This window comes from Hydrogenophaga intermedia, from assembly GCF_023715105.1.
Taxonomy (GTDB): Bacteria; Pseudomonadota; Gammaproteobacteria; order Burkholderiales; family Burkholderiaceae_C; genus Hydrogenophaga; species Hydrogenophaga intermedia_A.
This window is the reverse complement of record NZ_JAMBNO010000019.1, coordinates 1-25,417: the sequence shown is the minus strand read 5'-3', so window position 1 is coordinate 25,417 and position 25,417 is coordinate 1. Positions and strand designations below refer to the sequence as shown.

At 67.3% G+C, this 25,417-nt stretch carries 23 protein-coding genes; 8 read left to right on the top strand and 15 right to left on the bottom strand.

Annotation, left to right across the window (positions count from 1 at the left end; all coding sequences use genetic code 11):
• Positions 1 to 2 precede the first annotated feature (2 nt).
• From M3149_RS17235 to M3149_RS17225, 3 genes are read right to left on the bottom strand one after another with little or no spacing between them, the layout of a single operon-like run.
• The gene (locus tag M3149_RS17235) at positions 3 to 386 is read right to left on the bottom strand and encodes a DUF934 domain-containing protein (RefSeq protein WP_251710783.1); all 384 of its coding nucleotides are present in this window, start codon (positions 384 to 386) and stop codon (positions 3 to 5) included.
• Between the two features lie 10 nt (positions 387 to 396).
• Positions 397 to 2,178: a nitrite/sulfite reductase gene (locus tag M3149_RS17230; RefSeq protein WP_251710782.1), complete on the bottom strand. Its 1,782-nt coding sequence runs from the start codon at positions 2,176 to 2,178 to the stop codon at positions 397 to 399.
• A 19-nt stretch (positions 2,179 to 2,197) separates the two neighbouring features.
• Positions 2,198 to 2,989, bottom strand: coding sequence for a sulfite exporter TauE/SafE family protein (locus M3149_RS17225; protein WP_251710781.1), 792 nt, complete (start codon positions 2,987 to 2,989; stop codon positions 2,198 to 2,200).
• A 183-nt stretch (positions 2,990 to 3,172) separates the two neighbouring features.
• On the opposite strand from M3149_RS17225, the gene M3149_RS17220 reads away from it, so the two are divergent.
• Positions 3,173 to 3,961: a hypothetical protein gene (locus tag M3149_RS17220; RefSeq protein ID WP_251710780.1), complete on the top strand. Its 789-nt coding sequence runs from the start codon at positions 3,173 to 3,175 to the stop codon at positions 3,959 to 3,961.
• 27 nt (positions 3,962 to 3,988) lie between these two features.
• Here the strand turns inward: M3149_RS17220 and M3149_RS17215 are convergent, their stop codons facing one another.
• Both M3149_RS17215 and M3149_RS17210 read right to left on the bottom strand, forming a co-directional pair.
• Positions 3,989 to 5,116, bottom strand: coding sequence for an FAD-dependent oxidoreductase (locus tag M3149_RS17215; RefSeq protein WP_251710779.1), 1,128 nt, complete (start codon positions 5,114 to 5,116; stop codon positions 3,989 to 3,991).
• A gap of 53 nt (positions 5,117 to 5,169) precedes the next feature.
• On the bottom strand, positions 5,170 to 5,445 hold the full coding sequence (locus M3149_RS17210) for an oxidative damage protection protein (RefSeq protein ID WP_251710778.1): 276 nt from the start codon (positions 5,443 to 5,445) through the stop codon (positions 5,170 to 5,172).
• A 236-nt stretch (positions 5,446 to 5,681) separates the two neighbouring features.
• On the opposite strand from M3149_RS17210, the gene M3149_RS17205 reads away from it, so the two are divergent.
• Complete coding sequence (locus M3149_RS17205; protein ID WP_251710777.1) at positions 5,682 to 6,452, top strand: ferredoxin--NADP reductase; 771 nt, start codon at positions 5,682 to 5,684, stop codon at positions 6,450 to 6,452.
• Positions 6,453 to 6,459: 7 nt separating this feature from the next.
• Complete coding sequence (locus M3149_RS17200) at positions 6,460 to 6,972, top strand: disulfide bond formation protein B (protein WP_251710776.1); 513 nt, start codon at positions 6,460 to 6,462, stop codon at positions 6,970 to 6,972.
• A 3-nt stretch (positions 6,973 to 6,975) separates the two neighbouring features.
• Here M3149_RS17200 and argA read toward each other — a convergent pair whose 3' ends face one another.
• Positions 6,976 to 8,313, bottom strand: a complete 1,338-nt coding sequence (gene argA / locus M3149_RS17195) for an amino-acid N-acetyltransferase (RefSeq protein WP_251710775.1) — start codon at positions 8,311 to 8,313, stop codon at positions 6,976 to 6,978.
• A gap of 132 nt (positions 8,314 to 8,445) precedes the next feature.
• On the opposite strand from argA, the gene hrpA reads away from it, so the two are divergent.
• Positions 8,446 to 12,258: an ATP-dependent RNA helicase HrpA gene (hrpA, locus tag M3149_RS17190; RefSeq protein ID WP_435370758.1), complete on the top strand. Its 3,813-nt coding sequence runs from the start codon at positions 8,446 to 8,448 to the stop codon at positions 12,256 to 12,258.
• A gap of 100 nt (positions 12,259 to 12,358) precedes the next feature.
• Here hrpA and M3149_RS17185 read toward each other — a convergent pair whose 3' ends face one another.
• Complete coding sequence (locus tag M3149_RS17185; RefSeq protein ID WP_251710773.1) at positions 12,359 to 13,306, bottom strand: FecR domain-containing protein; 948 nt, start codon at positions 13,304 to 13,306, stop codon at positions 12,359 to 12,361.
• Between the two features lie 224 nt (positions 13,307 to 13,530).
• Between M3149_RS17185 and M3149_RS17180 the strand changes: the two genes are divergently transcribed.
• The gene (locus M3149_RS17180) at positions 13,531 to 14,250 is read left to right on the top strand and encodes a (2Fe-2S)-binding protein (protein WP_251710772.1); all 720 of its coding nucleotides are present in this window, start codon (positions 13,531 to 13,533) and stop codon (positions 14,248 to 14,250) included.
• Between the two features lie 65 nt (positions 14,251 to 14,315).
• Here M3149_RS17180 and M3149_RS17175 read toward each other — a convergent pair whose 3' ends face one another.
• The 5 genes from M3149_RS17175 to lptF are packed head-to-tail and all read right to left on the bottom strand — an operon-like array spanning position 14,316 to position 19,040.
• On the bottom strand, positions 14,316 to 15,497 hold the full coding sequence (locus tag M3149_RS17175; protein WP_251710771.1) for a pyridoxal phosphate-dependent aminotransferase: 1,182 nt from the start codon (positions 15,495 to 15,497) through the stop codon (positions 14,316 to 14,318).
• 4 nt (positions 15,498 to 15,501) lie between these two features.
• Positions 15,502 to 16,446 (bottom strand): CysB family HTH-type transcriptional regulator, encoded by a 945-nt coding sequence (locus M3149_RS17170; protein ID WP_251710770.1) that lies wholly within the window; start codon positions 16,444 to 16,446, stop codon positions 15,502 to 15,504.
• Positions 16,443 to 16,808: a sirohydrochlorin chelatase gene (locus M3149_RS17165; RefSeq protein ID WP_251710769.1), complete on the bottom strand. Its 366-nt coding sequence runs from the start codon at positions 16,806 to 16,808 to the stop codon at positions 16,443 to 16,445. Before M3149_RS17165 ends, M3149_RS17170 begins: the two co-directional genes overlap by 4 nt.
• A 4-nt stretch (positions 16,809 to 16,812) precedes the next feature.
• Positions 16,813 to 17,931 (bottom strand): LPS export ABC transporter permease LptG, encoded by a 1,119-nt coding sequence (gene lptG, locus M3149_RS17160; protein ID WP_251710768.1) that lies wholly within the window; start codon positions 17,929 to 17,931, stop codon positions 16,813 to 16,815.
• Complete coding sequence (gene lptF, locus M3149_RS17155; RefSeq protein WP_251710767.1) at positions 17,928 to 19,040, bottom strand: LPS export ABC transporter permease LptF; 1,113 nt, start codon at positions 19,038 to 19,040, stop codon at positions 17,928 to 17,930. The genes lptG and lptF overlap by 4 nt, the downstream gene beginning before the upstream one ends.
• Positions 19,041 to 19,067: 27 nt before the next feature.
• On the opposite strand from lptF, the gene M3149_RS17150 reads away from it, so the two are divergent.
• The 3 genes from M3149_RS17150 to M3149_RS17140 all read left to right on the top strand — a co-directional run bounded on the left by M3149_RS17150 (position 19,068) and on the right by M3149_RS17140 (position 22,385).
• Positions 19,068 to 20,570: a leucyl aminopeptidase gene (locus tag M3149_RS17150; RefSeq protein WP_251710766.1), complete on the top strand. Its 1,503-nt coding sequence runs from the start codon at positions 19,068 to 19,070 to the stop codon at positions 20,568 to 20,570.
• Between the two features lie 10 nt (positions 20,571 to 20,580).
• On the top strand, positions 20,581 to 21,012 hold the full coding sequence (locus M3149_RS17145) for a DNA polymerase III subunit chi (RefSeq protein WP_251710765.1): 432 nt from the start codon (positions 20,581 to 20,583) through the stop codon (positions 21,010 to 21,012).
• A gap of 179 nt (positions 21,013 to 21,191) precedes the next feature.
• Positions 21,192 to 22,385, top strand: a complete 1,194-nt coding sequence (locus M3149_RS17140; RefSeq protein WP_251710764.1) for a branched-chain amino acid ABC transporter substrate-binding protein — start codon at positions 21,192 to 21,194, stop codon at positions 22,383 to 22,385.
• A 96-nt stretch (positions 22,386 to 22,481) separates the two neighbouring features.
• Here M3149_RS17140 and M3149_RS17135 read toward each other — a convergent pair whose 3' ends face one another.
• The 3 genes from M3149_RS17135 to M3149_RS17125 all read right to left on the bottom strand — a co-directional run bounded on the left by M3149_RS17135 (position 22,482) and on the right by M3149_RS17125 (position 25,185).
• Entirely contained in the window at positions 22,482 to 23,042 is a 561-nt protein-coding gene (locus M3149_RS17135; RefSeq protein ID WP_251710763.1) for a glutathione peroxidase, read from the bottom strand.
• Between the two features lie 356 nt (positions 23,043 to 23,398).
• Entirely contained in the window at positions 23,399 to 24,118 is a 720-nt protein-coding gene (locus M3149_RS17130) for a hypothetical protein (RefSeq protein ID WP_251710762.1), read from the bottom strand.
• Positions 24,115 to 25,185, bottom strand: a complete 1,071-nt coding sequence (locus M3149_RS17125) for an Ig-like domain-containing protein (protein WP_251710761.1) — start codon at positions 25,183 to 25,185, stop codon at positions 24,115 to 24,117. The genes M3149_RS17130 and M3149_RS17125 overlap by 4 nt, the downstream gene beginning before the upstream one ends.
• Positions 25,186 to 25,417 lie beyond the last annotated feature (232 nt).

Genomic DNA, 25,417 nt, shown 5'->3' with positions numbered 1-25,417 from the left:
CCTCAGGCAGCGACGAAGCGCGGGGCGATCTGCAGTGCATCGCCCTGGTAGAAGGCGGGGTAGTGCGCCAGCAGGCGCTGCGCGTGCTCGATGCGCTGGCCGGTGGCCAGCACGGCCTGCGTGAAGCCGCTGCGCTGCATCTGCAGCACCTGGTCGACCAGCACGTCGCCGGTGGCGCGGATCTCGCCCGCAAAACCCAACCGGCGGCGCAGCAGGAAGGCCTGGCTGAAGGCGCGGCCGTCGCTGAACTTGGGGAATTGCAGTTCCACCACGCGCACGCCGGTGAGGTCGATGTCGCGCGGGTCTTCGGTGTTGGCGAGCACGCGGCGCTCTGCCTCTTGCTCGGGGGCGCTGAAGTTGTCGGCCTGGAAGAGCTGGATCGTCATGGCAGTGTCCTCAAGCGGTCTCGGGCGTGCGGGCGGTGGCGCTGCGCACGGCGTTTGCAGCGGCCTTGAAGGGGTCGAGGCCGACCCGGCGCAAGGTGTTCACGAACGCTTCGCCCTGCTCGCGCTCGGTGCGGTAGGTGTCAAGCAGGGCTTCGATGACCTCGGGAACCTCGCTGGCCGCGAAGGACGGGCCGATCACCTTGCCCGGTGTGGCGCTGCCCGACAGGCGCGAGCCGTCGGAGCCGCCCAGCGTGACCTGGTACCACTCCTGGCCGTCCTTGTCGACGCCCAGGATGCCGATGTGCCCACTGTGGTGGTGGCCGCAGCTGTTGATGCAGCCGCTCATGTGCAGGTCGATCTCGCCCAGGTCGTGCAGTTCGTCGAGGTCGGTGTAGCGCGAGAGCACGGCCTGCGCGATCGGCAGCGAGCGCGCGTTCGCAAGGTCGCAGAAATCGCCGCCAGGGCAGGCGATCATGTCGGTGAGCAGGCCGATGTTGGGCTTGGCCAGGCCGAGGCGGCGCGCCTCTCGCCACAGTTCGGGCAGCTGGTCGCAACGCACCCACGGCAGCAGCAGGTTCTGCTCGTGCGTGACGCGCGCCTCGCCCCCCGAGAATCGATCGGCCAGTTCGGCCGCGCGCTCCAGTTGTTCGGCGGTGGCGTCACCCGGGGCCTGGCCCACGCGCTTGAACGACAGCGTGACAGCGCGCAGGTCGGGGTTCTGGTGCGGCTTCACGTTGCGCGTGAGCCAGCGGCTGAAATCCAGGTCGTCCTCGGCCGCGGCCTTGAGGATGTGGGCGATCTTCGCGTCGGCGCTCTTGCGATCGCAGGCCAGCGCTGGCGGCGCGAAGAAGGCGCTCACGCGGTCAAGCTCGGCCTGCGTGATGGTGTGCGGTGCGCCGTCCTTCTCGACGATGTCCCGGTACTCGGCTTCCACCGCATCGGTGAAGGCCTGCCCCTCGGCCTTCACCAGGATCTTGATGCGCGCCTTGTACATGTTGTCGCGCCGGCCGAAGCGGTTGTAGGCCCGCACCACGGCTTCCAGGTAGTTCAGCACCTGGTTCCAGGGCAGGAACTCGCGGATCACGGTGCCGATGATGGGCGTGCGGCCCATGCCGCCGCCCACGCGCACCTGGAAGCCCAGTTCGCCGTCGACGTTGTGCCACAGGCGCAGGCCGACGTCGTGCCAGGGCGTGGCGGCGCGGTCCTCGCGCGCGCCGGTGATGGCCACCTTGAACTTGCGCGGCAGGAAGGCGAATTCGGGGTGCAGCGTGCTCCACTGGCGCAGGATCTCGGCGAAGGGCCGCGGGTCAGCCACCTCGTCCACCGCAATGCCGGCCAGCGCGTCGGTGGTGATGTTGCGGATGCAGTTGCCGCTGGTCTGGATGCCGTGCAGGCCGACCGTGGCCAGCAGGTCCATCACATCGGCCGAACGCTCGATCGGGATCCAGTTGTATTGCACGTTCGAGCGCGTGGTGAAGTGCGCCGTGCGGTCGGGCAGCGTGGGCACCTCGGCCAGGCCGGCGTTGGCCTTGCTGGTGTCGTGCGCTTCCTTGTGGTCGAACTCGCGCGCCACGCGGGCGAGCACGCGCAACTGTGCGCTGTTGATCTCGCCGTAGGGCACGGCCACGCGCAGCATGGGCGCGAAGCGCTGGATATACCAGCCGTTTTGCAGGCGCAGCGGTTTGAAGGCGTCATCGCTCAGCGTGCCGGCCTGCCAGCGCTCGAGCTGGTCGCGGTACTGGGCGGCGCGCAACTGCACGAACTGGCGGTCGAAGTCGTTGTAGCGGTACATGGCAAAAACGTGGAGGAAATCAGAGGGCGATCAGCTTGAGGCCGGCGTAGCCGATCAGCAGCGACAGGGCCGAGCGCACCAGGCGCTCTGGCGTGTGGCGGATGAGCCGGGTGCCGAGCCAGATGCCGGGCAGCGAGCCGCACAGCAACAGGCCGAGCAGCCGCCAGTCGACCGAACCCAGGCTCGCGTGGCCCAGGCCAGCCAGCAGCGTGAGCGGCACCGCGTAGGCAATGTCGGCGGCCACGATGCGCGGCAGCGGCAGCAAGGGAAACAGCAACAGCAGCACCGACACACCGATGGCGCCCGCGCCCACCGAGGTGAGCGTGACGAGCGTGCCGATCAGTGCGCCGAAGAGCACCGGCAGCGCGGCGTGGCGCGGCTGGCTGGCGCGGGCCAGATCGGCCCCGGCCACAGAGCGGGGGAGTTGTTTGCCGCGCGCGGCCTTGTAGAACATGGCGACGGCCGTGAGCAGCAAGGCCGCACCCAGGGAAAGCGTCATGACCTTCTGGACCGGCTCGCTGGCCGGGCCCACACGGTGCAATGCGTACAGGGTGATGGCCGCGGCCGGCAGGCTGCCCGCCGACAGCAGGCCCACCACGCGCCAAGGCACCAACTTCTGCCGCGCCAGGCTCAGCGTGCCGCCGGCCTTGGTGACGGCCGCGAACAGCAGGTCGGTGCCCACAGCCAGGTAGGGCTTGATGCCGAAGAAGAAGATGAGGATGGGCGTCATGAGCGAGCCGCCCCCCACCCCGGTCAACCCCACGATGAGGCCGACCGCGAAACCGGCAATGACGATCGCGTATTCGGGCATGGCCGGCACTGTAGGCAGCCCGCCTTATTCGACGAACTACATTTTTCTCATGCTCGTATAGCCAGACGGAATAAAGACCGGGCGCTTCGATTTCGTGAACCAATGCACGCGCGCCCGGTACCTTCCCGCAGGCCAGGTTCGGCGCGGGCCGGGCCCACCGAATCGGCACTACCATCGCGGCCCATGTGGAGTGCGGGCGTTTTGGTGCAGGTCGTCGGGTTTTCGGATGTGGAGCGTCATGCGCTCAACACCGTTTTTCGCCTCTCGCGCGAACGCGAGGTGTCCTACGCGCCCTGGGTGGCGGGTGACATGGCCGCAGAACCGGCGCCCGTGCTGCTGGTGGACGGCAGTTGTGCCGAAGCGGTGCTCGCGTCGGCCCGCGCGCCGCGCGAGGGCCAGCGGTTGATCTGGGTGGGCGAGGACGCGCCGGAGCATGCGTGGCGCGTGGTGAGCCGCCCGATCGCCTGGTCCGAACTGCTGCACGACCTGGACGCGGTGTTCGCTGCCACCCAGAGCGACTCCGGCCTGCTCGACCTGGACGTCACCCAGCCCGCGCCTTTGGACATCGAGGTCGGCGCGTTTCCTTCCGGCGGCATTCGTCGGGCCCTGGTGGTGGGCGTGGGTGCGGAGGAGGGCATGTACCTTCGCACGCGGCTGTCGCTGGCGGCGGTGCCTTTCGTGGACGAAGCGCAGACCACGGAGCGCGCAGCAGCGTGCATGTCGCAGCACCACTACCTGTGCGGTGTGTTCAACCTCGATGACCACCACATCGACGCCTGGGGGCTGATGCAGCTCTTTCGCGAGCGCTACCCGCAGGCCATGACCCTGGCCACCACCGAGCTCGTGAGCGAGCAAGGCGGTTGGTGGCGCCGGCGCCGCATGCGCCAGCACACGCAGCGGCTGGGGGTGTCGGCGGTACTCTCGCGCCCCTTGCAGCCGCCTGCCATCGCCAAGTGGCTGGACATGCTCTAAGGCGGTAGCGCCAGGGCCGCTAGCCGCTCAGGACCGTCCGCGTCGCGCAGCGCGCCATGCGAAGCGTGCCGGATCCACGGCGTCGCGTAGCGCCGGCGCCAGCGGCATCGCCTCACCGTCGATGGCTGCAGCCAGCGCCTCGCCTGCCAGGGCCGCCAGCGCCAGACCGCGTGAACCGAAGGCACAGCACAGGTACAGGCCCGGCAGCCGTGGCAGATCCACCAGGGCGGGCTGGGCTGGCGGCTTGGTCCCCAGACCTGCGGGATCCGGTGCTGCGCCGATCAGCGGCAGGCGGTCGAGCGAGGCGCAGCGCACCCCCGCCCAGCCCAGCACCTGAGAACGGGCCAGTGCGGCTTCCATGGCATCGGCGGCAGTCGCCGACAGCGCACGCAGCCGGGCCAGGTTGTCGCGGTGCGCGTCCTGCGTGATCGCCGTGTCTGTCGCTCCCCGGCGGTAGGTGGAGCCGATCGCCCACACCGCCTCGGGCCAGTGCGGTGCCAGGCCGGCGTCGCGGTATTCGGGCACATACACGCCGTCGTCGCGCTGCGGCCGCTCGGCAAGTGCGGGGCCCTGAAGGGGGCCGAAGCTCAGTTGGCCTTGCACCGGGTGCAGCGGCAGCGCCAGACCCAGCCCCTCGGCCAAGGCGCGGCTGCCCAGGGCTGCGGCCAGCACCACGGTGCCTGCACGAGCGATCTCCGTGCCGTCGGCGGCCAGCAGGCGCCACAGGCCGTCATCGCGTGCGACGCCCGCCACGGGCGAGCCCAGGTGCAAGGCGAGGCGACCGGTGTTCTGCGCCTCGTCGACCCAGGCTTGCACCAGGGCAGCGGGGCGCACCAGCGCCGCGGCGTGCCGGCCCGGATCGTGCCCGCGGTTGTCCACCTCCACCGGTGTCCAGCCTGCCCCCACCGGCACCAGGCGCTCAAGGGCTTGCCGGGTGCAGGCCACGCCGAGCGCTGTCAGCCTGGACATCGGCGTGGGCGAGCGCGTGACGTGCGGGCTGAGCATGCCCACGGGCAGCCCGGAGGCGCCATCGGCCAGCCGCGGGGCCGCGCCCAGCAGGCTGACGCGCCAGCCACGGCGCACCAGTGCATTGGCCACGCCCGCGCCGGCCAGTCCGGCCCCGATGACGCAGGCCTCGCGCGAAGCGGTGTTCATTCAGAAAGCAACAGGCCCGCGCGGGGCGGGCCTTGCAGGGTGGCTGGCGGGCATCAGGACGCGGCAGGCGGCACGTAGCCGGCGGCGGCGTCGGCACCCTCGCCGAAAAAGTGCTTCTCCATCTGACGCGCCAGGTACTGGCGGGCACGCGCGTCGGCCAGGTTCAGGCGGTTCTCGTTGAGCAGCATGGTCTGGTGCTTGAGCCAGGCGGCCCAGGCCTCTTTGCTGACGTTCTCGAAGATCTTCTTGCCGAGCTCGCCCGGGTAGGGCGGGAAATCCAGCCCTTCGGCCTCTTTGCCCAGTTTGATGCATTGAACCATTCGTGCCATGGGCAACTCCTCGTGATCTGCGCGCTGTGGTGGGGATTCGTTATGTGCGAGGGGTTATATCGGTTGGAAGAAACGGTTCGTTCGTTTTTCCGCCAAGGCAAGGCATCATCCATGCCCGGTTGCCCGCACCCCACGCGGTGAAGGCACGCACTGTAGCAAGCTTCGCCCGTCCTCAACGGTCACAGGGTCAGGCCGCCTTTCTAAAATAACGACTTGTTCGCATCCCGGGATCCTTCATGAGTGCTTTCAACGAGGAGCGCGTGCTCAGCGTCCACCACTGGACCGACCGCCTCTTCAGCTTCACCACCACGCGCGACACTTCGCTGCGCTTCTCCAACGGCCACTTCACCATGATCGGCCTGCGGGTGGACGGCAAGCCGCTGCTGCGCGCCTACAGCATCGTCAGCCCCAACTGGGCCGAGCATCTGGAGTTCCTGAGCATCAAGGTGCAGGACGGCCCGCTCACCTCGCGCCTGCAGCACATCCAGCCCGGCGACACCATCATCGTCGGCAAGAAGCCCACCGGCACGCTGCTCATCGACTACCTGCTGCCCGCCAAACGCCTGTACCTGCTGGGCACGGGCACCGGCCTGGCGCCGTTCATGAGCATCATCCGCGACCCGGAAACGTACGAACGCTACGAACAGGTGGTGCTCATCCACGGTGTGCGCCAGGTCAAGGAACTCGCCTACCGCGAGCTCATCACAGAGCAGCTCAAGCAGGACGAATTCCTCGGCGACATGGTCAAACAGAAGCTGCTCTACTACCCCACGGTCACGCGCGAACCCTTCGTGCACCAGGGCCGCATTCCGCAGCTGCTGGCCGACGGCATCATCGCCAAGGATCTGGGCATTCCCCCGCTGAACCCGGCCGAAGACCGCGTGATGATCTGCGGCAGCCCCGAAATGCTGCGCGACCTCAAGGCCCTGTGCGAGAAGCTCGGCTTCAAGGAAGGCAACACGACGACGCCCGGTGACTTCGTCATCGAGCGCGCCTTCGTGAGTTGACCCCGGCATGAACGCCTTGCTTGCGCTGCCCGGCCAGCGCCCCCGTCTGGTGCTCGCGCTCATCGCCGGGGTGAGCGTGGCCTTGCTGGCCTTCGGCATGTACCTGCAGCTCGTCGTCGGGCTGGAGCCGTGCCCGATGTGCATCGTGCAGCGTTACGCGCTGATCCTGGTGGCGCTGGTGGCGGGCATCGCGGCCTGCTTCAAGGGCCGCGGTTGGATGGTCGGTGGCGCCATCGGCATGGGCGCCTTCGCCGCGTTCGGCGCCTTCACCGCGGCGCGACAGAGCTGGCTGCAGTGGAACCCGCCCGAGATCCTGTCCTGCGGGCGCGACTTCTTCGGGATGATCGAGTCCTTCCCCCTGCGCCGCGCCATCCCCATGATTTTTCGCGGCAGCGGCGACTGCACCAAGATCGACTGGACCTTCCTCGGCCTGACGATCGCGAACTGGTCGTTCCTGTGGTTTGCGGCCTTCACGCTGCTGGCAGTGTGGTTGCTGCTGGCGCGCCGCCCGGCCGCCTGAGGCTCAGAGCTTCTTCATCAGCACCTGGCTGCGCCGGTCCCAGTTGTACTTGCGCTTGCGCGCTTCGGGCAGCCAGTCGGCCCCCACCTGCACGAAGCCGCGCTTGACGAACCAGTGCATGGTGCGCGTGGTCAGCACGAAGATGCTTTGCAGCCCCTGTGCCCTGGCGCGGGCCTCGATGCGCTTGAGCAGGCGCTCGCCGTCGCCCTGGCTTTGCGATTGCGGCGACACAGTGAGCGCGGCCATCTCGCCGGTGCGTTCCTCGGGGTAGGGGTAGAGCGCGGCGCAGCCGAAGATGACGCCGTCGTGTTCGATGATGGTGTAGTTGCCGGCGTCGCGCTCGATCTCGTGGCGGTCGCGCTTGACCAGGGTGCCGTCGCGCTCGTAGGGTTCGATCAGGGCGACGATGCCGCTCACGTCGTCGATGGTGGCTTCGCGCACGCTTTCCAGCTTTTCGTCCACCACCATGGTGCCGATGCCGTCGTGGGTGTAGATCTCGAGCAGCAGCGCGCCGTCCACCGCGAAGGGCAGGATGTGGCTGCGTTCCACGCCGCCCTGGCAGGCGCGGATGCAGTGCTGCAGGTAGAAGGCGGTGTCGGTGGGGCGCTCGGCCCTCGGCAGTGCGGCCAGCATGCGCTGGGCGTCGGCCAGTGGCAGTTCGGTGTCGATCTCGCTGTCGGGGTCGTTGGCGTCCACGCGAATGCCCGGGATCTCGGTCAGGAACATCAACTTGTCGGCCTGCAGCGCAACCGCCACCGAGGTGGCCACGTCTTCCATGGTGAGGTTGAAGGCCTCACCCGTGGGCGAGAAACCGAACGGCGAAAGCAGCACCATGGCGCCCATGTCCAACGTGCGCTGGATGCCGTCGGTGTCGACCTTGCGCACCAGGCCCGAGTGCATGAAGTCCACCCCGTCGATCAGACCCACCGGGCGAGCGGTGATGAAGTTGCCCGAGATGACGCGCACCGTGGCGCCGGCCATGGGGGTGTTGGGCAGGCCCTGGCTGAAAGCGGCCTCGATCTCGTAGCGCAACTGGCCCGCGGCCTCCTGCGCGCAGTCGAGCGCAATTTCGTCGGTGATGCGCATGCCGTGCGAATACTTTGCCTCGTGGCCCTTGAGGCGCAATTGCTCGTTCACCTGCGGCCGAAAGCCGTGCACCAGCACGATCTTCACGCCCATGCTCTGGATGAGCGCGAGGTCCTGCACGATGTTCTGCAACTTCCCCGAGGCGATGGCCTCGCCCGCGATGCCCACCACCAGGGTGTTGCTGCGGTGCTTGTGGATATAGGGTGCGACCGAGCGGAACCAGGGAACGAAGGTGAAGTTGAAGACGTTGGACATCGCAGGATGGCGGGCAGGTCGGGTTCCGGGTGAGCCGGGATAATCGCGGGCTCGCCGATTGTGTCCCAAGTCTCCCTTTTGCCCGCCTTGTCTTCCACCGCCCTCCGCCTTGAATTTCCCGAATCGTTGCCCGTGTCCGCGCGCCGGCACGAGATCGAGGCCGCCATCCGCGAGCATCAGGTGGTCATCGTCTGCGGCGAGACCGGCTCGGGCAAGACCACGCAGTTGCCCAAGATCGCGCTCGCCATGGGGCGAGGCAAGCTCAACGCGAGGCCGGGCGAGCGCGGCCGCCTGATCGGCCACACCCAGCCGCGCCGCATTGCCGCCAGTTCGGTGGCCAAGCGCATCGCCGAAGAGCTGCAGACGCCGCTGGGCGAGGTGGTGGGCTTCAAGGTGCGCTTCCAGGACCGGCTCTCGCGCGACGCTTCCGTCAAGCTGATGACCGACGGCATCTTGCTGGCCGAGACGCAGACCGACCCGGACCTCAGCGCCTACGACACCATCATCATCGACGAGGCCCACGAGCGCAGCCTCAACATCGACTTCCTGCTCGGCTACCTGCGCCAGTTGCTGCCGCGCCGGCCCGACCTGAAGATCATCGTCACCTCGGCCACCATCGATGCGGACCGCTTTGCCGAGTACTTCTCGTCGGCGAGGGGGCGGGCACCGGTGCTCATGGTGTCCGGGCGCACCTACCCGGTAGAGGTGCGCTGGCGCCCCTTCGAGGAAAGCCGCGAATATGACCTGAACAACGCCATCGCCGACGGTGTGGACGAGTTGTGGCGGGGCGGGCAGGGCGGCGACGTGCTCGTCTTTCTTCCCGGCGAACGCGAGATCCGCGAGGCCGCCGACCACCTGCGCAAGCACCTGGCGCACCAGCCGCTGCATCGCAATGCCGAGGTGTTGCCGCTGTTTGCGCGCCTCTCCCAGGCCGAGCAGGACCGCATCTTCCAGCCGCACGGCCAGCGTCGCATCGTGCTCGCCACCAACGTGGCCGAGACCTCGCTCACCGTGCCGGGCATCCGCTACGTCATCGACGCCGGCACCGCGCGCGTCAAGCGCTACAGCTTTCGCCAGAAGGTCGAGCAGCTGCAGATCGAACCCATCAGCCAGGCGGCGGCCAACCAGCGCGCGGGCCGCTGCGGTCGTGTGGCCGACGGCATCTGCATCCGCCTCTACGACGAAGCGGACTTCAACAACCGCCCGCGTTTCACCGACCCCGAGATCCTGCGCAGCTCGCTGGCCGGGGTGATCCTGCGCATGAAGGCGCTTCGCCTGGGTGCGGTTGAAGAGTTTGCCTTCGTCGACGCGCCGCAGCGTCGCGCTATCGCCGACGGCTACCAGTTGCTGGCCGAGCTCGGCGCGGTGGACGACGACAACGAGCTCACCGCCATCGGCCAGTCGCTGTCGCGCCTGCCGCTGGATCCGCGCGTGGGCCGCATGATCCTGTCCGCCCGCGAGCAGAACGCGCTCGACGAGGTGCTGGTGATCGCCGCCGCGCTCAGCGTGCAGGACGTGCGCGACCGCCCGATCGACAAGCAGTCGCAGGCCGACCAGGCGCACGCGAAGTTCGACGACGAGAAGAGCGAATTCGTCGGCACGCTCAAGCTCTGGAAATGGCTGGAGGACAGCAAGGGCGGCCGCGGCAAGGACCACAAACTCAGCCACCGCCAGTACGAAAACCTGCTGCGCGAGCACTTCATCAACGTGCGCCGCGTGCGCGAATGGCGCGACACCCACAGCCAGCTGCACACCGTGGTCGGCGAGCAGGGCTGGAAGCTCAACACGACGCCGGCGACGTATGAGCAGCTGCACTGCGCCATGCTCGCCGGCCTGTTGGGCAACATCGGCTGCAAGAACGACACCGAAGACTGGTACCTGGGCGCACGCGGCATCAAGTTCCACCGCCACCCCGGGGCCAACCTGAGCAAGAAGCCCGGGCGCTGGATCGTCTGCGCCGAACTCGTGGAGACCGCACGGCTGTTCGGCCGCGGCATCGCCGCCATCGAGCCCGCCTGGGTCGAGCGCGTGGGCGCGCACCTGCTCAAGAAACAGCTGCTCGACCCGCACTGGGAAAAGAAGGCAGCGCGTGTGTCGGCGCTGGAGCGCGCCACGCTTTACGGCCTGGTGCTCTACAGCAACCGCCGCGCCGACTACAGCCGTGTCGACCCGGTCGGTGCGCGCGAGATCTTCATCCGCGAAGCGCTGGTGCACGGCGAATGGGACACGAAGCTGCCGTTCCTGGCCTCCAACCAGAAGCTGGTGCGCCAGGTGATGGAACTCGAGCACAAGGCGAGGCGGCAGGACGTGCTGGTGGACGACGAGGTCATCTACGCGTGGTACGACGAGCAAATTCCGGCCGAGGTGTGCAGCGGTGTGTCGTTCGAGCGCTGGTATGGACAGGCACTGCGCGAGAACCCCAAGCTGCTGTTCCTCACGCGCGAGGACCTGATGCGCCACGAGGCTGCGGGCATCACCGCACAGGCCTTTCCGCGCACCGTGCGCCTGGGGGGCGTGGACTGCGCCGCGAGTTACCTGCACGAACCCGGCGATCCGCGCGACGGCCTGTCCGTCACGGTGCCGATCTACGCGCTCAACCAGGTCAACGACGAGCGCTGCGAGTGGCTCGTTCCCGGCATGCTCAAGGACAAGGTGCTGGCCCTGCTCAAGACCCTGCACCAGCGCCCGCGCTCGCGCCTGGTGCAGCTGCCGGCCACAGCCGAGCGTTTCACCGAGGCACTGTGCGCGCCCGAGGCCTTCGGTCAGGGCAGCCTGGTCGATGCCGTCCTCAAGCTGGTGCGTGCGGCCACGCAGCTCGACATCGTGCGCAACGACATCAAGGTCGACCAGTTGCCGCCGCACCTGTTCATGCACCTGCGGGTGGTGGACGAGCACGGCCGCCAGCTGGGGCAGGGCCGGCACCTGGCCGCGCTCAAGGCCGAACTGGGCGCGCAGGCGCGCGGTGCGTTCCAGGCACTGGCGGCGCTCAAGACGGCGCCGGCGCCTGCCCCCGCGGCGAGCGGCGCCACCCGCGTGCCCAAGGTCGCCCCCGCGCCCGCGGCGCCAACGGTGGACGCCGCGCAGCGCCACACCCGCTGGGACTTTGGCGAACTGCCCGAGCTGCTCGAAATCCGCCGCGGCGGCCAGACCTTGATCGGCTTTCCCGCGTTGGTGGACGACGGCGATGCGGTGCGCATCGAGGTCTTCGACGAGCCCGATGTCGCGCAGGCCCGTCACCGCGAAGGACTGCGCCGCCTGTTCGCGCTGCAGATCAAGGACGCGCTGAAGTACCTGGAGAAGAACATCCCGGGCCTGCAGGCCATGGGCGCGGCGTTCATGGGCGTGGATAAGGAACGTGGCGGCGGCACGCTGGATGAGCTGCGCACGCAGCTCATCGACCTGGCGCTGGACCGCGCCTTCCTGATCGACCCCTTGCCCGCTGATGCCCGCGCCTTTGAGCAGCGCGTGGCCGATGGCCGAGGCCGGCTAAATCTCATCGCGGCCGAGATCGCGCGCAGCGCTGGCGCCATCCTCACCGAGTTCGCGGCTGCCCAGCGCAAGCTCAAGGACGCCAGACCACCCGCCGACGTGGTGGGCGACATCACCCAGCAGCTGCAGCGGTTGGTGACGCGACGCTTCCTGGTCGAGACGCCGCACGCACAACTGCAGCACCTGCCGCGCTACCTGAAGGCGGTGCAGTTGCGGCTGGACAAGCTGCGCGCCGACCCGGCGCGTGACGCCGCCCGCCTGGCCGAGCTGCGCCCGCAAGAGCAACGCTTCTGGCGACTGGTGGCCGAGCGCAAGGGCGTGCAGGACGCGCGCCTGCAGGAGTTGCGCTGGCTGCTGGAGGAGTTGCGCGTGAGCTTCTTCGCGCAGGAGTTGCGCACACCGCAGCCGGTCAGCCTGAAGCGGCTGGAGAAAGCCTGGGCTCAGGTGAGTTCTTGAGCCCCCACGCTGCGCCGCTGCGCGGGTCGCTGCCCCCCCCGAGGGGGCTGATTCGCCTTGGGGCGGCCCGGCGGCGAATCGCCTGAGCCCCGCCGCAAGATCAGCGCGCGCGAACCACGCGGCCCTGCGTCACGCCCAGCGGCGCAAGGCGTGCCAGCACGGCCTGTGCATCCTGCTCGGTGGCGAACTGGTTGATGCGCACCTCGAAACCTTTGTCCAGCGCTGCCACGCGCGCCGGGTAGCCAGCCTCCTGCAGGCGGGTGCGCAGGGCGTTGGCTTCGGGGCCGTTGGCGCCACTGGCCGCCACCAGGCGCCATTCGCCGCCTTGCAGCAGAACGCCTCTGCCGGGTTGCATCTCGGCCTGGCCGATGAACTTGGCCAGCTGATCCGGGGTGGCTTGGCCGGCCGGCTTCTCGGGCTGGTTGGTGAACACCACCCAGAAGGCGCCTGGCTTTTGCAGATCGATGGTCGGTTTGGCGTCGCGCTCGACCGCCACGTGGCCCTCGAACACGCACACCGCGTCGTGGTCGGCGTCCGTCATGGCCCAGAAATCGGTGCCGCGGATACCCACCGTGGCGGTCGCCAGCTCCAAGTTGAGCGTGGTCTTGTTGCCCAGCGCCTTGCTGGCGTAGTCGGTGGCGTAGCGGAACACGCCGGTGATGAGCTTGAGGCCGGTGGTGATCTGGCGCGCGTCCCCGCTGGGGCTGTTGTCCAGCGAATCGATCAGGAACTGCGTGGCCTCGCCCAGGCGGATCGTGCTGCGATCGGACAGGCGCAGCAGCATGCGCGATCCCGTGTCGGTGATGGCTTTGTCGCCGGTGCGCAGCAAGGCACCCGGCTCCGCGGCGCGGCGTTGGCCCGATCGTTCGATGTGCGCGGGCAGCTGCACCGCTTCAACCACCGTGGCGTCGGCCGCGGCGTGGGCGTTGTGGGCCGTCAGCACCGCGGCGGTGGCGAGCAAGGCGGCGCCCAGGTGCAGCACCAGGCGGCGCGACGGGGCAAACAAGGGCATGGCGGCGGGCGAAAGGCGGCGGGCGGTCGGTTTCATGGGCAGCGTCTCGCGTGATACGGGAGGGGGTTCCCTGGCAGATACGCATGCTTACTCATATCGGATGCATCGGCCCGAGCTGAAATCGCACCGCAGGCGCGTTCATGTGCGATATGTCGCACCGCAAGGGATTCCTCTGTAAACCCTGGGTGTATGAAACCGCACGGTTGACAGCCGCAGCGGCGCTGCGCTTCACTCGACCCATCAAGAGGAGACCCCCGCCGATGGATCGCCGTGAATTCGTTGAAGGTTGCGCCCTGGGCGCCACCGCCCTGGCCAGCGCCGCCCTGAGCTCAACCGCCTGGGCCGCCAATGCGCAACCCCGCCGCTATGCCCGGGTGCTGCTGGTGGACGAGCTCGACCAGCCGATCAAGGCCTCGCGCCTGCGGCCGCAGGTGAACTACGTGTTCCATTACCCGTTCGAGGCGACGCCCGTCTTCCTGCTGGACCTGGGCAAGGCCACCCAGCCGACGCGCTTGCTCACCAAGGACAAGCTGGCCTACGACTGGCCCGGGGGCGTGGGCCAGCGCCGCAGCGTCGTGGCGTTCTCGGCCATCTGCGCGCACCAGCTCGTCTATCCCAACAAGGACCTGAGCTTCATCAGCTTCCGCAAGGGCCCGGTGGCCAACCCGCAGACACCGAGCAGGGGCAACGACCTGATCCACTGCTGCGCCGACCACAGCCAGTACGACCCGGCGCGCGGCGCCCAGGTGCTGGGTGGCCCGGCCGAGCAGCCGCTGTGCGCCGTGCTGCTGGAGCACGACCCCGCCACCGACCAGCTCACCGCCACCGGCACCCTCGGTGGCGAGTTGTTCGACGCCTTCTTCAAGAAATACGAAATGAAGCTCAGCCTGGAAGCCGGGCCGGCGGCGCGCAACGCGGTGGCGGAGCGCTCGGTGGTGCGGGAGCTGGAGCGGTTCTGCCGCAACCCGGTGCGGTGTTGAGTACTGGCCTGCCGGGCGGGCGCGCTGAGGATCCGGCACGCGCGCCTGGTCAGGCAGCAAAACCGTCAGAGCCGCGACAGCCGCTTCAGCGCCTCACCCAGCGTCTCGTCCTTCTTCGCGAAGCAAAAGCGGATGACCTTCTGGTCGAAGCCGTTGCCGTAGAAGGCCGATAGCGGGATGGCGGCGACCCCGATCTCCTGGGTGAGCCAGCGGCAGAAATCGGCTTCGGGCAGGTCGCGTTCGGGCACGGCGAGCGCGGAGATGTCCACGCACTGGAAGTAGGTGCCTTCGCCGGGCAGCAGCTTGAAGCGCGTGCCCGCCAGACCGTCGCGGAACAGGTCGCGCTTGCGCTGGTAGAAGGCGGGCAGATCGAGGTAGGGCGCGGGGTTGGCCATGTAGGCAGCCAGTGCGTGCTGCATCGGCGTGTTCACGGTGAACACGTTGAACTGATGCACCTTGCGGAACTCGGCCATCAGCGGGGCAGGCGCCAGCACGGTGCCGACTTTCCAGCCGGTCACGTGGTAGGTCTTGCCGAAGCTGCTGACGATGAAGGCGCGCGCGGCCAGGCCGGGGTAGCGCGCGGCGCTGTGGTGCAGCTGGCCGTCGAAAACCATGTGCTCGTAGACCTCGTCACTGATCAGCAGCACGTCGGTGGGAGCGAGCAAGTCGTCGAGCTGGCGCATCTCGGCGTCGGTCCAGCACATGCCGCTGGGGTTGTGCGGGCTGTTGACGAGGATGGCGCGCGTGCGCGGGGTGATGGCCGCCGCGATGGCGTCGAAGTCGGGACGAAAGCTGCCTGGTTTGAGCGGCACGCGCACCACGGTGCCGCCCGCGAGTTCGATGTTGGGCACGTAGCTGTCGTAGCACGGCTCGAGCACGACGACCTCGTCACCCGGGTGCACGATGGCCAGAATGGCGGTCAGGATGGCCTGCGTCGCGCCAGCGGTCACCGTGATTTCGCTGTTGGGGTCATAGCGGCGCCCGTAGAGCTTCTCCACCTTGGACGCCATGGCCTCGCGCAGCGCCGGTACGCCGGTCATCGGTGGGTACTGGTTGTGGCCGGCGCGCATGGCCGCGTCCACGGCGTCGAGCAGGGCCGGGTCACAGCCGAAATCGGGAAACCCCTGGCCGAGATTGACGGCGCGGTGTTCGGTCGCCAGGGCCGACATGACGGTGAAGATGGTGGTGCCCACCTGCGGCAGGCGCGAGGTGAGGGCGGGGGTGCGGGGCTTCGTCACGGTGTCCATGGGGTCAGATGTCGTATTCGTCGGGGTCACCCGCCATGGCGCGAAGGATGCTGTCGCGCGAAAGGCGGTCGGAAAGCAGCTCGGCAAAACGCAGCACGAAATGGCGCAGGTAGGTGCCGCGCTTGAAAGCCACCCGTGCCAGGTTGTGGCCGAAAAGATTGCCGGCCGGGCGCGACACGAGATCCGGCGTCTGGTTCTCGCCCTTGACCGCCATCTCGGCCACGATGCCCACGCCCATGCCGAGCTTCACGTAGGTCTTGATGACGTCCGAGTCGATCGCCTCGAGCACGACGTTGGGTTGGAGGTGGCGCAGCGCGAACGCCTGGTCGATGCGCGTGCGACCGGTGAAGCTGGGGTGGTAGGTGATCAGCGGCACCTGGGCGAGTTCTTCAAGGCCGATGCGCTCGCGCGCGAGCAGCGGGTGGTCGAACGGGAACACCAGCACGTGCTGCCATTCGTAGGCCGGCAGCGTCACGAGCTCGGGGTAGTTCACCAGCGACTCGGTGGCCATGCCGATCTCGGCCACCTCTTCGATCAGCATGCGCGCCACCTGGTCGGGCGAGCCCTGGTGAAGGCTGACGCCCACCTTGGGGTAAGCCTGGCGCAATGCGGCCACTGGCCCGGGCAGCACGTAGCGCGCCTGGGTGTGCGTGGTCGCGATGGACAGCGTGCCGCTGTCCTGCGCCGAGTATTGCTCGCCGATACGCTTGAGGTTGTTCACCTCGCGCAGGATGATGTCGATGCTCTTGAGCACCTGCTGACCGGGTTCGGTAACGCGCTTGATGCGCTTGCCGTGGCGCGCAAAGATCTCGATGCCGAGTTCGTCCTCGAGCTCGATGATGGCCTTGGACACGCCAGGCTGCGAGGTGTGCAGCGCCTTGGCGGCCTCCGTCAGGTTCAGGTTGCGGCGCACCGCTTCCTGCACGAACTTGAACTGGTGCAGGTTCATGGAGCGTCCTTCAGGGCGAGCGTGGCCAACAGGTCGATGAGGCGCGGGTCTTCCCCGGCGGTGGGCAATTGCTCGAAGGCCACTGCCGGGTGCTCATGGCGCAGCGCATCCATCAGTTGCGGCAGGTCTTCGCGGGCGTGCTTGCCCATGCCCAGAAACATGGGCAGCACGTGCAGCCGCGTGGCACCGGCGGCCACCATCTCGCGCGCCACCGTGGGCAGGTCGGGCTCGGTGAGCTCGAGGTAGGCGGTGCCCACACGGGTGCCCGGTGCGCGTTCGCCGATGCGCCGCGCCACGGCCTCCACCGGAGCGCGCCACAGCGGGTCGCGTGAGCCATGGGCAAATACGATCACGCCGAGCATGGGATTACCGCCGTAGCACCAGCCAGCCGAAGGCGCCGAGCGACACCACCGAATAGATCAGCGCCGGTGAGGCCGCGGCCAGCCAGGGCTGCCACTGGTTGAGGTTGCCGATGTAGCCGAACACGTTGTTCAGCAAGAAGAAGCTGATGCCAATCATCACGCCACCGAACACGTAGCCCGTGATGCTGCCGGAGCGAAAGTGCAGGTAGGCAAAGGGCAGGGCCAGCACCACCATCACCAGGCACGAGAGCGGGTAGAACACCTTGCGCCAGAACTCGATCTCGTGGCGTTGCGCGGTCTGGCCGTTGGCCTCCAGGTGGCGGATGTAGGCGAACAGGTCGGTGGTGCGCATGCGCTCGGGCTTGAGCAGCGCCACCGAGACCATCTCGGTGTTGATGCCGCTCGGCCAGCGGAAGCTGTCGTGCGTGGTGCGATCCACCCGCACCGTGCCCAGCCCGGCGGCGTCGAACTCGCGCCGCTCCACGTTGCGCAGCGTCCAGCTCTCATCGCCCTCGATGCGCCCCGAGCGGGCGTGCATGGTCGAGACCAGCAGGCCCTGGTTGTTGAATTCGAAGATGCGTACGTTGCCCAGCTCACCGTCGGCCGACAGCGCACCGACATTGACCGAAAAATTGCTGTACGGCTGGCGTTCCTTGAGCCAGGCACCCGTCTGCCCGAGGCTGATGGCGCCTTCGAATCGCGCCTTGTGCAGTTGCGCCACGCGGTCGGCCATGGGAGCGAGGTAGTCGCCCATCGCGAACGTGAGCAGCACGAATACCGAGCCCAGCCCCAGCAGGGTGCGCAACGCGCGCCACGGGCCCAGGCCGCTGGTCCGCAGGATGGTGTACTCCGAGCCCTGCGCCAGCCGTGCCAGCACGAACACCGAGCCGATCAGCACCGCGATCGGCAGCAGCTCGTAGATGCGGCTGGGCACCAGCAGTCCCACATACATCAGCGCATCGGCCAGGCTGTAGACCCGGTCGGGATCGAGCGCGGAGCGCCGGCCCACGTCGGGCAGTTCGTCCACCAGGTCGAAGAAGACGAACAACGACAGGAATGCCAGCAGCACGAAGAACACGGCTGCGAAGACCTCGCCATAGATGAGGCGACGGATCGTCCTCATGCGGTGCCCTCGCGGCCACGACGCAGCCAGGTCGTCAGCAGGGTGCGCAAGCTCAGGCCCTGGTGGCGCTTGTAAAACCACAGCAGGGTCAGTGCCAGCACGCCCCCGTGCAGCGCCAGCGTGAACGGCAACAGCTCGACCACGCCGCGCGCCACCCAGTTCTGGCCGATGTTGAGCAGGTTGTAATAAAAGACGAAGGCGAACAAGGTGAAGAACAGGTTGCCGCTGCGCCCGGCGCGCGGATTGCCGACCGTGGTGGCCAGGGCAATCAGCACGAAGTTGAAGGCCGTGACCGCCAGGCCGATGCGCCAGCCCAGTTCGGCCAGGTTGGGCCGCGTGGGCGAGGTGATGAGCTCCCAGCTGGGCCGGGCCTTGAGCTCCACGCCCGAGCTGCGCGCAGCGCCCGCCTGACCGATCTGCGTGCCGTACTCGGCGAACTCGCTCACGCGCAGCGCGTCATCGGCCTGCGACTCCAGCCGTTGGCCGTTGTTCAGGAGCAGGAACTGACGGTCTTCCAGCCATTCGATGCGGCCCGAGCGCGCCGAGGTGACGGTCTCGCGGCCGTCGGGTTCGGTACTCGAGATGAACACGTTGCGCCCCTCGGCGCCATCGGCGGTGTCCTTGTCGATGAAGAACACGCGCCGCCCGCTCGACGACTCCTGAAATTGCCCCGGCGCCACGCGTTCGAGGTCGCCGCGCCGCTCGAAGCGGTCGCGCAGATCATTGACCTGCTGGTTGGCCCAGGGCCAGACGAAGAACACCATGAGCGTGATGACTGCCAGCACCGGCCAGGCAAAGCGCATCACCGGCGCCAGAAAGCCCCCGAGCGAGCGCCCGCTGGCGAACCAGATGATCATTTCGCTGTCCCGGTACATGCGCGAGAGCGTGAACACGATGGAGATGAACAAAGCCAGCGTGAGCACCGTGGGCATGCGCCCGAGCACGGTATAGCCCAGCACCAGCATCACCTCCTCGGGGTTCACGCTGCCTTTGGATGCAGCACCCAGGGTGCGGATGAGCAGCATGGTGAGCACGATGGTGAAAAGCACCACCAGCGTCGCCCCGAAGCTGCGGGCAAGCTCTTTGCGCAGAGACGAATGGAATAACATCGATCGCTGTTAGAACGAAAGCGGATTATGAACGTCGAACTCAAGACCCTGAATGCCGAACAGGCTGCCGATTTCGCGGCCGATGCCTTGCTGGTTCTCGTGCCGGATGCAGCGCCCAAGGGCGACTCACCAATGCACAGCATGATCGCGCAGGCGCTCAAGGGTTCGGACCTGGAGGCCGGCGTCGGCAAACTGTTGACGGCCTACCGGCCGGCGGGCTTCAAGGCGGCACGCGTGGTGCTGGTGCGCGCCGGTCAGGCCGACGCGGCCTCGCTGCGCAAGGCGGTGGCAGCCGGCGTGGGTGCGCTCAAGGGTCCGGGCGTGGCCCACCTGGGTCTGGTGGCCTCGCTGGTGGCCATCGACAACGCGGGCCTGCGTGCCGCGATCCAGGCCGTGGCCGAAGCGTCCTACGTGTTCACCACCACCAAGCCCAGCGCCAAGCCTCGAGCGCTGGCGCGCGTGAGCGTCGGCGTGGCCGATGCGGGTTCGCTGCGCGACGGCCTGCGCGAAGGCCGGGCCATGGTGGCGGGGGTGGAGTTCGCCAAGGAATGGGCCAACCGCCCGGCCAACCACGCCACGCCCACCATGCTGGCCGAGGCGGCGAAGAAGCTGGCGCGCGGCGGCGTGATCAAGACCGACGTGCTCGGGCCCAAGCAGGTGGAAGCCCTGGGCATGGGCTCGTTCATGGCGGTCGCCCGAGGCTCGGCAGAGCCGCTGCGCTTCATCGTCATGCACTACCAGGGTGCGGCCAAGGCCGACGCGCCGGTGGTGCTGGTGGGCAAGGGCATCACGTTCGACACCGGCGGCATCAGCCTCAAGCCCGCCGCCGAGATGGACGAGATGAAGTTCGACATGGGTGGCGCGGCCAGCGTGCTGGGCACCTTTGCGGCATTGGCCGAGCTCAAGCCGGCCATCAACGTGGTGGGCCTCATCCCCACCTGCGAGAACATGCCCGATGGCCTGGCCGTGAAGCCGGGCGACGTGGTGCGCAGCATGAGCGGGCAGACGATCGAGATCCTCAACACCGACGCCGAGGGCCGCCTGATCCTGTGCGACGCGCTCAGCTATGCAGCGCGCTTCAAGCCGCGCGCGGTGGTCGACATCGCCACGCTGACCGGCGCCTGCGTGATCGCGCTGGGCGCCGTGCGCAGCGGCCTTTTCAGCGCCGACGACGCGCTGGCCGCGCAGTTGCACCAGGCTGGAGAGTCCGCTGGCGACCTGTGCTGGCGCATGCCGCTGGACGACGAGTACGCCGAGGGCCTGAAGTCCAACTTTGCCGACATGGCCAACGTGGCCGGGCGCGCGGGCGGTGCCATCACCGCGGCCAAGTTCCTGCAGAAGTTCACCGCCGATTTGCGCTGGGCGCACCTGGACATCGCGGGCACCGCCTGGAAGAGCGGCGCGGCCAAGGGCGCCACCGGGCGCCCCGTGCCCCTGCTGCTGCAATACCTGATCGACGAGTCGCAGCGCCCCGCGCCCGATGCGGCCAAGCCCGCCAAGGCCACCCGAGGCGCGCGGCGCAAGGGCTGAGCCCGCATCCATGGCCGAGGTCGCCTTCCACTTCAACGCGCCCGACAAGCTCGCCTACACGGCGCGCCTGCTTCGCAAGGCGTGGCTCAAGGGCGCGCGCGTGGTCGTGTTGTCGCCCCCCGAAGCGATCGAAGAACTCGACCGCCACATCTGGCTGGTCGGGCAGGGCGACTTCGTTCCCCACGCCCGCCCTGGCGACCCGCCGGCCGTGCAGCGGCACTCGCCGATCCTGCTCACCGATCGGCTGGAGGGCGGCGACGCCGCCGCCGTGCTCGTGAACCTGCAGGCCGGTGCCGTCGACGAGCCTGCCGCTTTCGCACGCGTGATCGAGGTGGTCGGCCTGGACGAGGCCGATCGCGCCGCCGCGCGCCAGCGCTGGCGCGCCTACACAGCCGCTGGCATCGAGCCCTTGCGTCACGACTTGAAACAGTCTGGCGCCTGAGTCGTCAGGCCTGTTGCAGCGGGGCAATCGGCTGCCCGCCGATCCCCTTGCGGAAAACCCTTGACATGCCCTCAAAGGGTTGTGATGCGGTCAGAAGTGCACGTTATTTGGAGTAGATTCACGCGGTGGAGAAAAAAAGTTCCCTCCGCGATTCAACCCATCCTTACCGAGGAAAACCCATGCAAGTGAACATGAAACTGGCAGTGCTTGCCGCCGCCGTCGCGCTCGCCGCCTGCGGCAAGAAGGAAGAGGCTGCTCCCGCCCCGGCCGCTGCGCCGGCCGCCGCTCCCGCACCGGCCGCCGAGGTCGTGGTCAAGATCGGTCACGTCGGCCCCACCAGCGGCGCCATCGCGCACCTGGGTAAGGACAACGAGAACGGCGCCCGCATGGCAATCGAAGAGCTCAACGCCGCCGGCCTGAGCATCGGTGGCGCCAAGGCCAAGTTCGAACTGCTGGCCGAAGACGACGCCGCCGATCCCAAGCAGGGCACGGCCGCCGCTCAGAAGCTGGTCGACGCCAAGGTCAATGGCGTCATCGGCCACCTGAACTCGGGCACCACCATTCCCGCCTCGCAGCTCTACAACGACGCTGGCATCCCCCAGATCTCGCCCTCGGCGACCAACCCCAAGTACACCCGCCAGGGCTTCGCGGGCGCCTTCCGCGTGGTGGCTGACGACGTGCACCTGGGCGGCACGCTCGGCAAGTACGCCATCGAAACTCTCAAGGCCAAGAACGTGGCCGTCATCGACGACCGCACCGCCTATGGCCAGGGCGTCGCCGACGAATTCGAGAAGGGCGTGAAGGCCGCTGGTGGCACCGTGGTGGGCCGCGAGTTCACGAACGACAAGGCGACCGACTTCAACGCCATCCTGACCACCCTGAAGGCCAAGAAGCCCGACGTGGTGTTCTTCGGCGGCATGGACGCCGTGGCCGGCCCGATGCTCAAGCAGATGAAGCAGCTCGGCATCAACGCCAAGTTCATGGGTGGCGACGGCATCTGCACCAGCGAGCTGCCCAAGCTGGCCGGCGACGGCATGGCTGACGAGCAGGTGTACTGCGCCGAAGCCGGTGGTGTTGAAGGCGAGCAGAAGGCTGGCATGGACAAGTTCCGCGCCGACTTCAAGACCAAGTTCAACGCCGACGTGCAGGTGTATGCCCCGTACGTGTACGACGCCGTCAAGGTCATGGCCAACGCCATGGTCACCGCCGGTTCGGCCGACCCGAAGGTCTACCTGCCCGCACTCAAGTCCACCAGCTACAACGGTGTGACCGGCAAGATCGAGTTCGACGAGAAGGGCGACATCAAGAACGGCGCGCTCACGCTCATGACCTACAAGGGCGGCGCTCGCACCACCCTGGCCGTGATCCGCTGATTTCCCTCAGCTTGCGGCAACGAGAAAGCCACCGCGAATGCGGTGGCTTTTTCTTTTTGGGGTCTCTCGCAGGGGTTCTTTGGGGGGCGCCAGCGGTCAGCCTTTGGCGCTCAGCGCCGCCTCGATCGCCCGCGTGAGCGTGCGCCCGGTGGGCTCGATCATGCTGTTGTACTGATCGATCACCTTGCCGTCGCGGCCGACCAGGTACTTGTGGAAGTTCCAGCGCGGGGCCACGCCGGTGGCCTGCTGCAGCTGCCGGTACAGGCCGTTGGCGTCCTTGCCCTTGACCATCGTCTTGTCGAACATCGGGAACTTCACGCCGTAGGTGTTGAAGCACAGCTCGGCGATCTGCTCGCGGCTGCCCGATTCCTGCTGAAAATCGTTCGACGGAAAACCGAGCACCACCAGGCCGCGCTCGCGGTAGCGCGCGTACAGCGCCTCCAGGCCCTCGTACTGGCCGGTGAAGCCGCAGTAGCTGGCCGTGTTCACGATGAGCAGCACCTTGCCGGAGAACTGGCAGAGGTCCTGCGGTGCGCCATCCTGCAGGCGCGGGAAGCGGTGGTTGAGCAGGGCGGGGCAGGTGGCCGTCTGGGCCAGCAGCCGCTGCGGGTCCAGCAGGACAGTCAGTGCTGTCAGGGTGAGGACGCGACGATTCATCGCTGCATTGTCCCGCTGCGACGGCCGATACCAGAATTGCCCGAGCCCGGTGAGGGTGTTTCCAAGCATGCGCATCCGGCCAAGATGTCACTGTTTGCTCCCCGCTTGCGCATCCTGCACCGCCTCCACCGCTACTCACCACCGCTCGTTCCGCTGGCAGCGAGCCAATGAAAAAGCGGCCCAAAGGCCGCTTGATGCTTAAATCCCTGGCGGGAGGGCGTCGTTCACATGTCGGGCCAGCAACATCGTCGTTGCTAGATATTGATCAGGTACGCGATCAGTCTACCAACGAAAGTACCAACAGCGGAGAGCGGCTCCTGGACAATCGGTTTTGCGCTCATTGGTTCGGTCTGTCGCTAGATGGTCTTCGGCCGCTTCTCGAGGCGCTCATCAGTGCGCTTGCGCAGGATGTTGAGCTCTGTCTGAAAACGCTCCTGCATCTCTGCGTGCAGCAACAGCATGGTGGATAGCTGGTGGGGGGTTATGACGCTGCTGCCGACCTGCAGCCCTCCCGCTCCTGACTTGTTGGCTCCGGCAGCAGCCAACGCTCGCTCCAGGATGGTTTGCACGTCGGCTAGGCGGCTCTGTAGGGTGTTGGCGTTGCTCCGCACTGTGATATCCCAAAAACCGCAGGCATCATTGAACGTCAGCGAATTGCTGTCGTTGTTCAAGCGCTTGCGCGCGGCTGGCGTCGAGAAGATGCGGAGCAGCGCACCGGCGGTTTGCCGGTCTAGTTCGGCTCTTAGCGCTTGGCTACCTTCGTCCTGCCTGCCGTGAGGCTGCCCGTTCAAGAGCACTTCGCCGTCGGACAGTCCAGTCGAGCTAAGTCGGTATTGCTTCTCGCCAACCTTGCGCAACCAGCCTTTCCCGCGCATCCCCTTTGTGCCCATGATGTTGGTCAGTACGCGGTTCGAGTCAGGGTACTGGCTCGCGTACCCCGAAAGACCAAACGTGTCCGGGTACTTTTTCCATGCCTCGACCACGAGGTCTTCGGCGCTGAAAGTCGGATGACTCTCGCGCACTGCTAGCGCCGCGAGCAGCAGTTTCTCAGAAACTGTGAGCCGGTCGTCACTCATGTAGCCTCTATTTCCACATCACCGCCAGCCAGGAAAGCCGTGAGAGTCTCGACGGCTCGCTGCTGCATGGCTGCAGCCTCCTCCTCCCAACGCCTAAGCATGGTTTCAAAGGTGAGCGTCTCGCCGTGGCTGTAGTCGTAGGAGAGAACAATCTTCACCATGATCTCGACGTACCGCTCCAGCAGGTAGACGCGCCACTCAGGGCTCTTAGCGCCACCTCTGGCTTCATCGATGTAGCGGCGCGCCAGCGGGCTAGCTAGATTAATCCACCAGATGTTCGCATCCACGTCTTGGGGCCGCTGGTAGACAGGCGGGTCCGAACTGCTGAACTTGGGTGGCCCTTCCCCCAGCGGGTCGTTGTCGATCTCCGAGAGAAGGATTTGCGGGAAACCGCTCCCCTTCTGCCCGGCCTCATCTCGCTGGGTAATCGTCACCACGCAAGGCTGTCCAGCATCGGCGGCATCGTCGCCGGCAGTCACGATAGAGGTACCAGGGATGAGCCCATAGACCATCCCACTCGCACCAACCGAAACCACCGAGCGGTCGCCTTCGGTCCAGATGAGATAGACGCCCTGCAATCTGCGGCCGTCTTTGGTCTCAACGGTCGCTGTCATTGGCGCGCAACTGCCGGCTGGAAGCTCAAGTGAGCTAGGTGTTATGGCTATCGACGCGATATCGAGCACCTCAATTTCCACGGTGTTTGATTCAACCCCAGACTCCCGACACACCACGGTGAGGCTTGAACGCCCAGGCTTGCCAGTTACCAGCATGTTGATGCTGCGATCGAACGAGGCCACGGCCTTGTCCGACGCTACCCACTCATGCAGCACAGGGCGGACGCGCGTCCCCGTCGCATCGAAGAATTTCACGGTCGGCTGAAACGCGACACCCTGTCCAGCCTGGTGGTGCGAGATTTCCAGTATGACGCTTGCGACTGGCGCGCGCGGCAGTGGTTTGCGTTCTGTCGTCCCCCCACCAGTACCCTTCGACGTTTCGCCGACCCCCCCGAACTCATGCTCAAGGAAGGCGTTCTTCCAGTCGTTAAGCGCCTTGTTCAGCCGGCTCAACTCATCCTGCTGTTCCTTGCTCGCGTGCAGCCGGTCGAGCTCCTCGAACTCTGCAGAGTACGTGTTGATTTGCCCTTGAATCCAGTTGCGCAGCGCTCGGGTGAGGTGAGATAGCCCCCCAAATCCCCGGACCCGTCCTATCGCTTATCTTTAAAGATAGGAGTAGGACTGTGAGTACGACTAGGCATACGGACACTGTTGAAGTCATCTTGAAAGACCAGCGCCGCAGGCG

Coding starts and splice junctions, on each gene's coding strand:
- M3149_RS17235 (WP_251710783.1), bottom strand. CDS start 386: ATGACGATCCAGCTCTTCCAGGCCGACAACTTCAGCGCCCCCGAGCAA.
- M3149_RS17230 (WP_251710782.1), bottom strand. CDS start 2,178: ATGTACCGCTACAACGACTTCGACCGCCAGTTCGTGCAGTTGCGCGCC.
- M3149_RS17225 (WP_251710781.1), bottom strand. CDS start 2,989: ATGCCCGAATACGCGATCGTCATTGCCGGTTTCGCGGTCGGCCTCATC.
- M3149_RS17220 (WP_251710780.1), top strand. CDS start 3,173: ATGTGGAGTGCGGGCGTTTTGGTGCAGGTCGTCGGGTTTTCGGATGTG.
- M3149_RS17215 (WP_251710779.1), bottom strand. CDS start 5,116: ATGAACACCGCTTCGCGCGAGGCCTGCGTCATCGGGGCCGGACTGGCC.
- M3149_RS17210 (WP_251710778.1), bottom strand. CDS start 5,445: ATGGCACGAATGGTTCAATGCATCAAACTGGGCAAAGAGGCCGAAGGG.
- M3149_RS17205 (WP_251710777.1), top strand. CDS start 5,682: ATGAGTGCTTTCAACGAGGAGCGCGTGCTCAGCGTCCACCACTGGACC.
- M3149_RS17200 (WP_251710776.1), top strand. CDS start 6,460: ATGAACGCCTTGCTTGCGCTGCCCGGCCAGCGCCCCCGTCTGGTGCTC.
- argA (WP_251710775.1), bottom strand. CDS start 8,313: ATGTCCAACGTCTTCAACTTCACCTTCGTTCCCTGGTTCCGCTCGGTC.
- M3149_RS17185 (WP_251710773.1), bottom strand. CDS start 13,306: ATGAAACCGACCGCCCGCCGCCTTTCGCCCGCCGCCATGCCCTTGTTT.
- M3149_RS17180 (WP_251710772.1), top strand. CDS start 13,531: ATGGATCGCCGTGAATTCGTTGAAGGTTGCGCCCTGGGCGCCACCGCC.
- M3149_RS17175 (WP_251710771.1), bottom strand. CDS start 15,497: ATGGACACCGTGACGAAGCCCCGCACCCCCGCCCTCACCTCGCGCCTG.
- M3149_RS17170 (WP_251710770.1), bottom strand. CDS start 16,446: ATGAACCTGCACCAGTTCAAGTTCGTGCAGGAAGCGGTGCGCCGCAAC.
- M3149_RS17165 (WP_251710769.1), bottom strand. CDS start 16,808: ATGCTCGGCGTGATCGTATTTGCCCATGGCTCACGCGACCCGCTGTGG.
- lptG (WP_251710768.1), bottom strand. CDS start 17,931: ATGAGGACGATCCGTCGCCTCATCTATGGCGAGGTCTTCGCAGCCGTG.
- lptF (WP_251710767.1), bottom strand. CDS start 19,040: ATGTTATTCCATTCGTCTCTGCGCAAAGAGCTTGCCCGCAGCTTCGGG.
- M3149_RS17150 (WP_251710766.1), top strand. CDS start 19,068: ATGAACGTCGAACTCAAGACCCTGAATGCCGAACAGGCTGCCGATTTC.
- M3149_RS17145 (WP_251710765.1), top strand. CDS start 20,581: ATGGCCGAGGTCGCCTTCCACTTCAACGCGCCCGACAAGCTCGCCTAC.
- M3149_RS17140 (WP_251710764.1), top strand. CDS start 21,192: ATGCAAGTGAACATGAAACTGGCAGTGCTTGCCGCCGCCGTCGCGCTC.
- M3149_RS17135 (WP_251710763.1), bottom strand. CDS start 23,042: ATGAATCGTCGCGTCCTCACCCTGACAGCACTGACTGTCCTGCTGGAC.
- M3149_RS17130 (WP_251710762.1), bottom strand. CDS start 24,118: ATGAGTGACGACCGGCTCACAGTTTCTGAGAAACTGCTGCTCGCGGCG.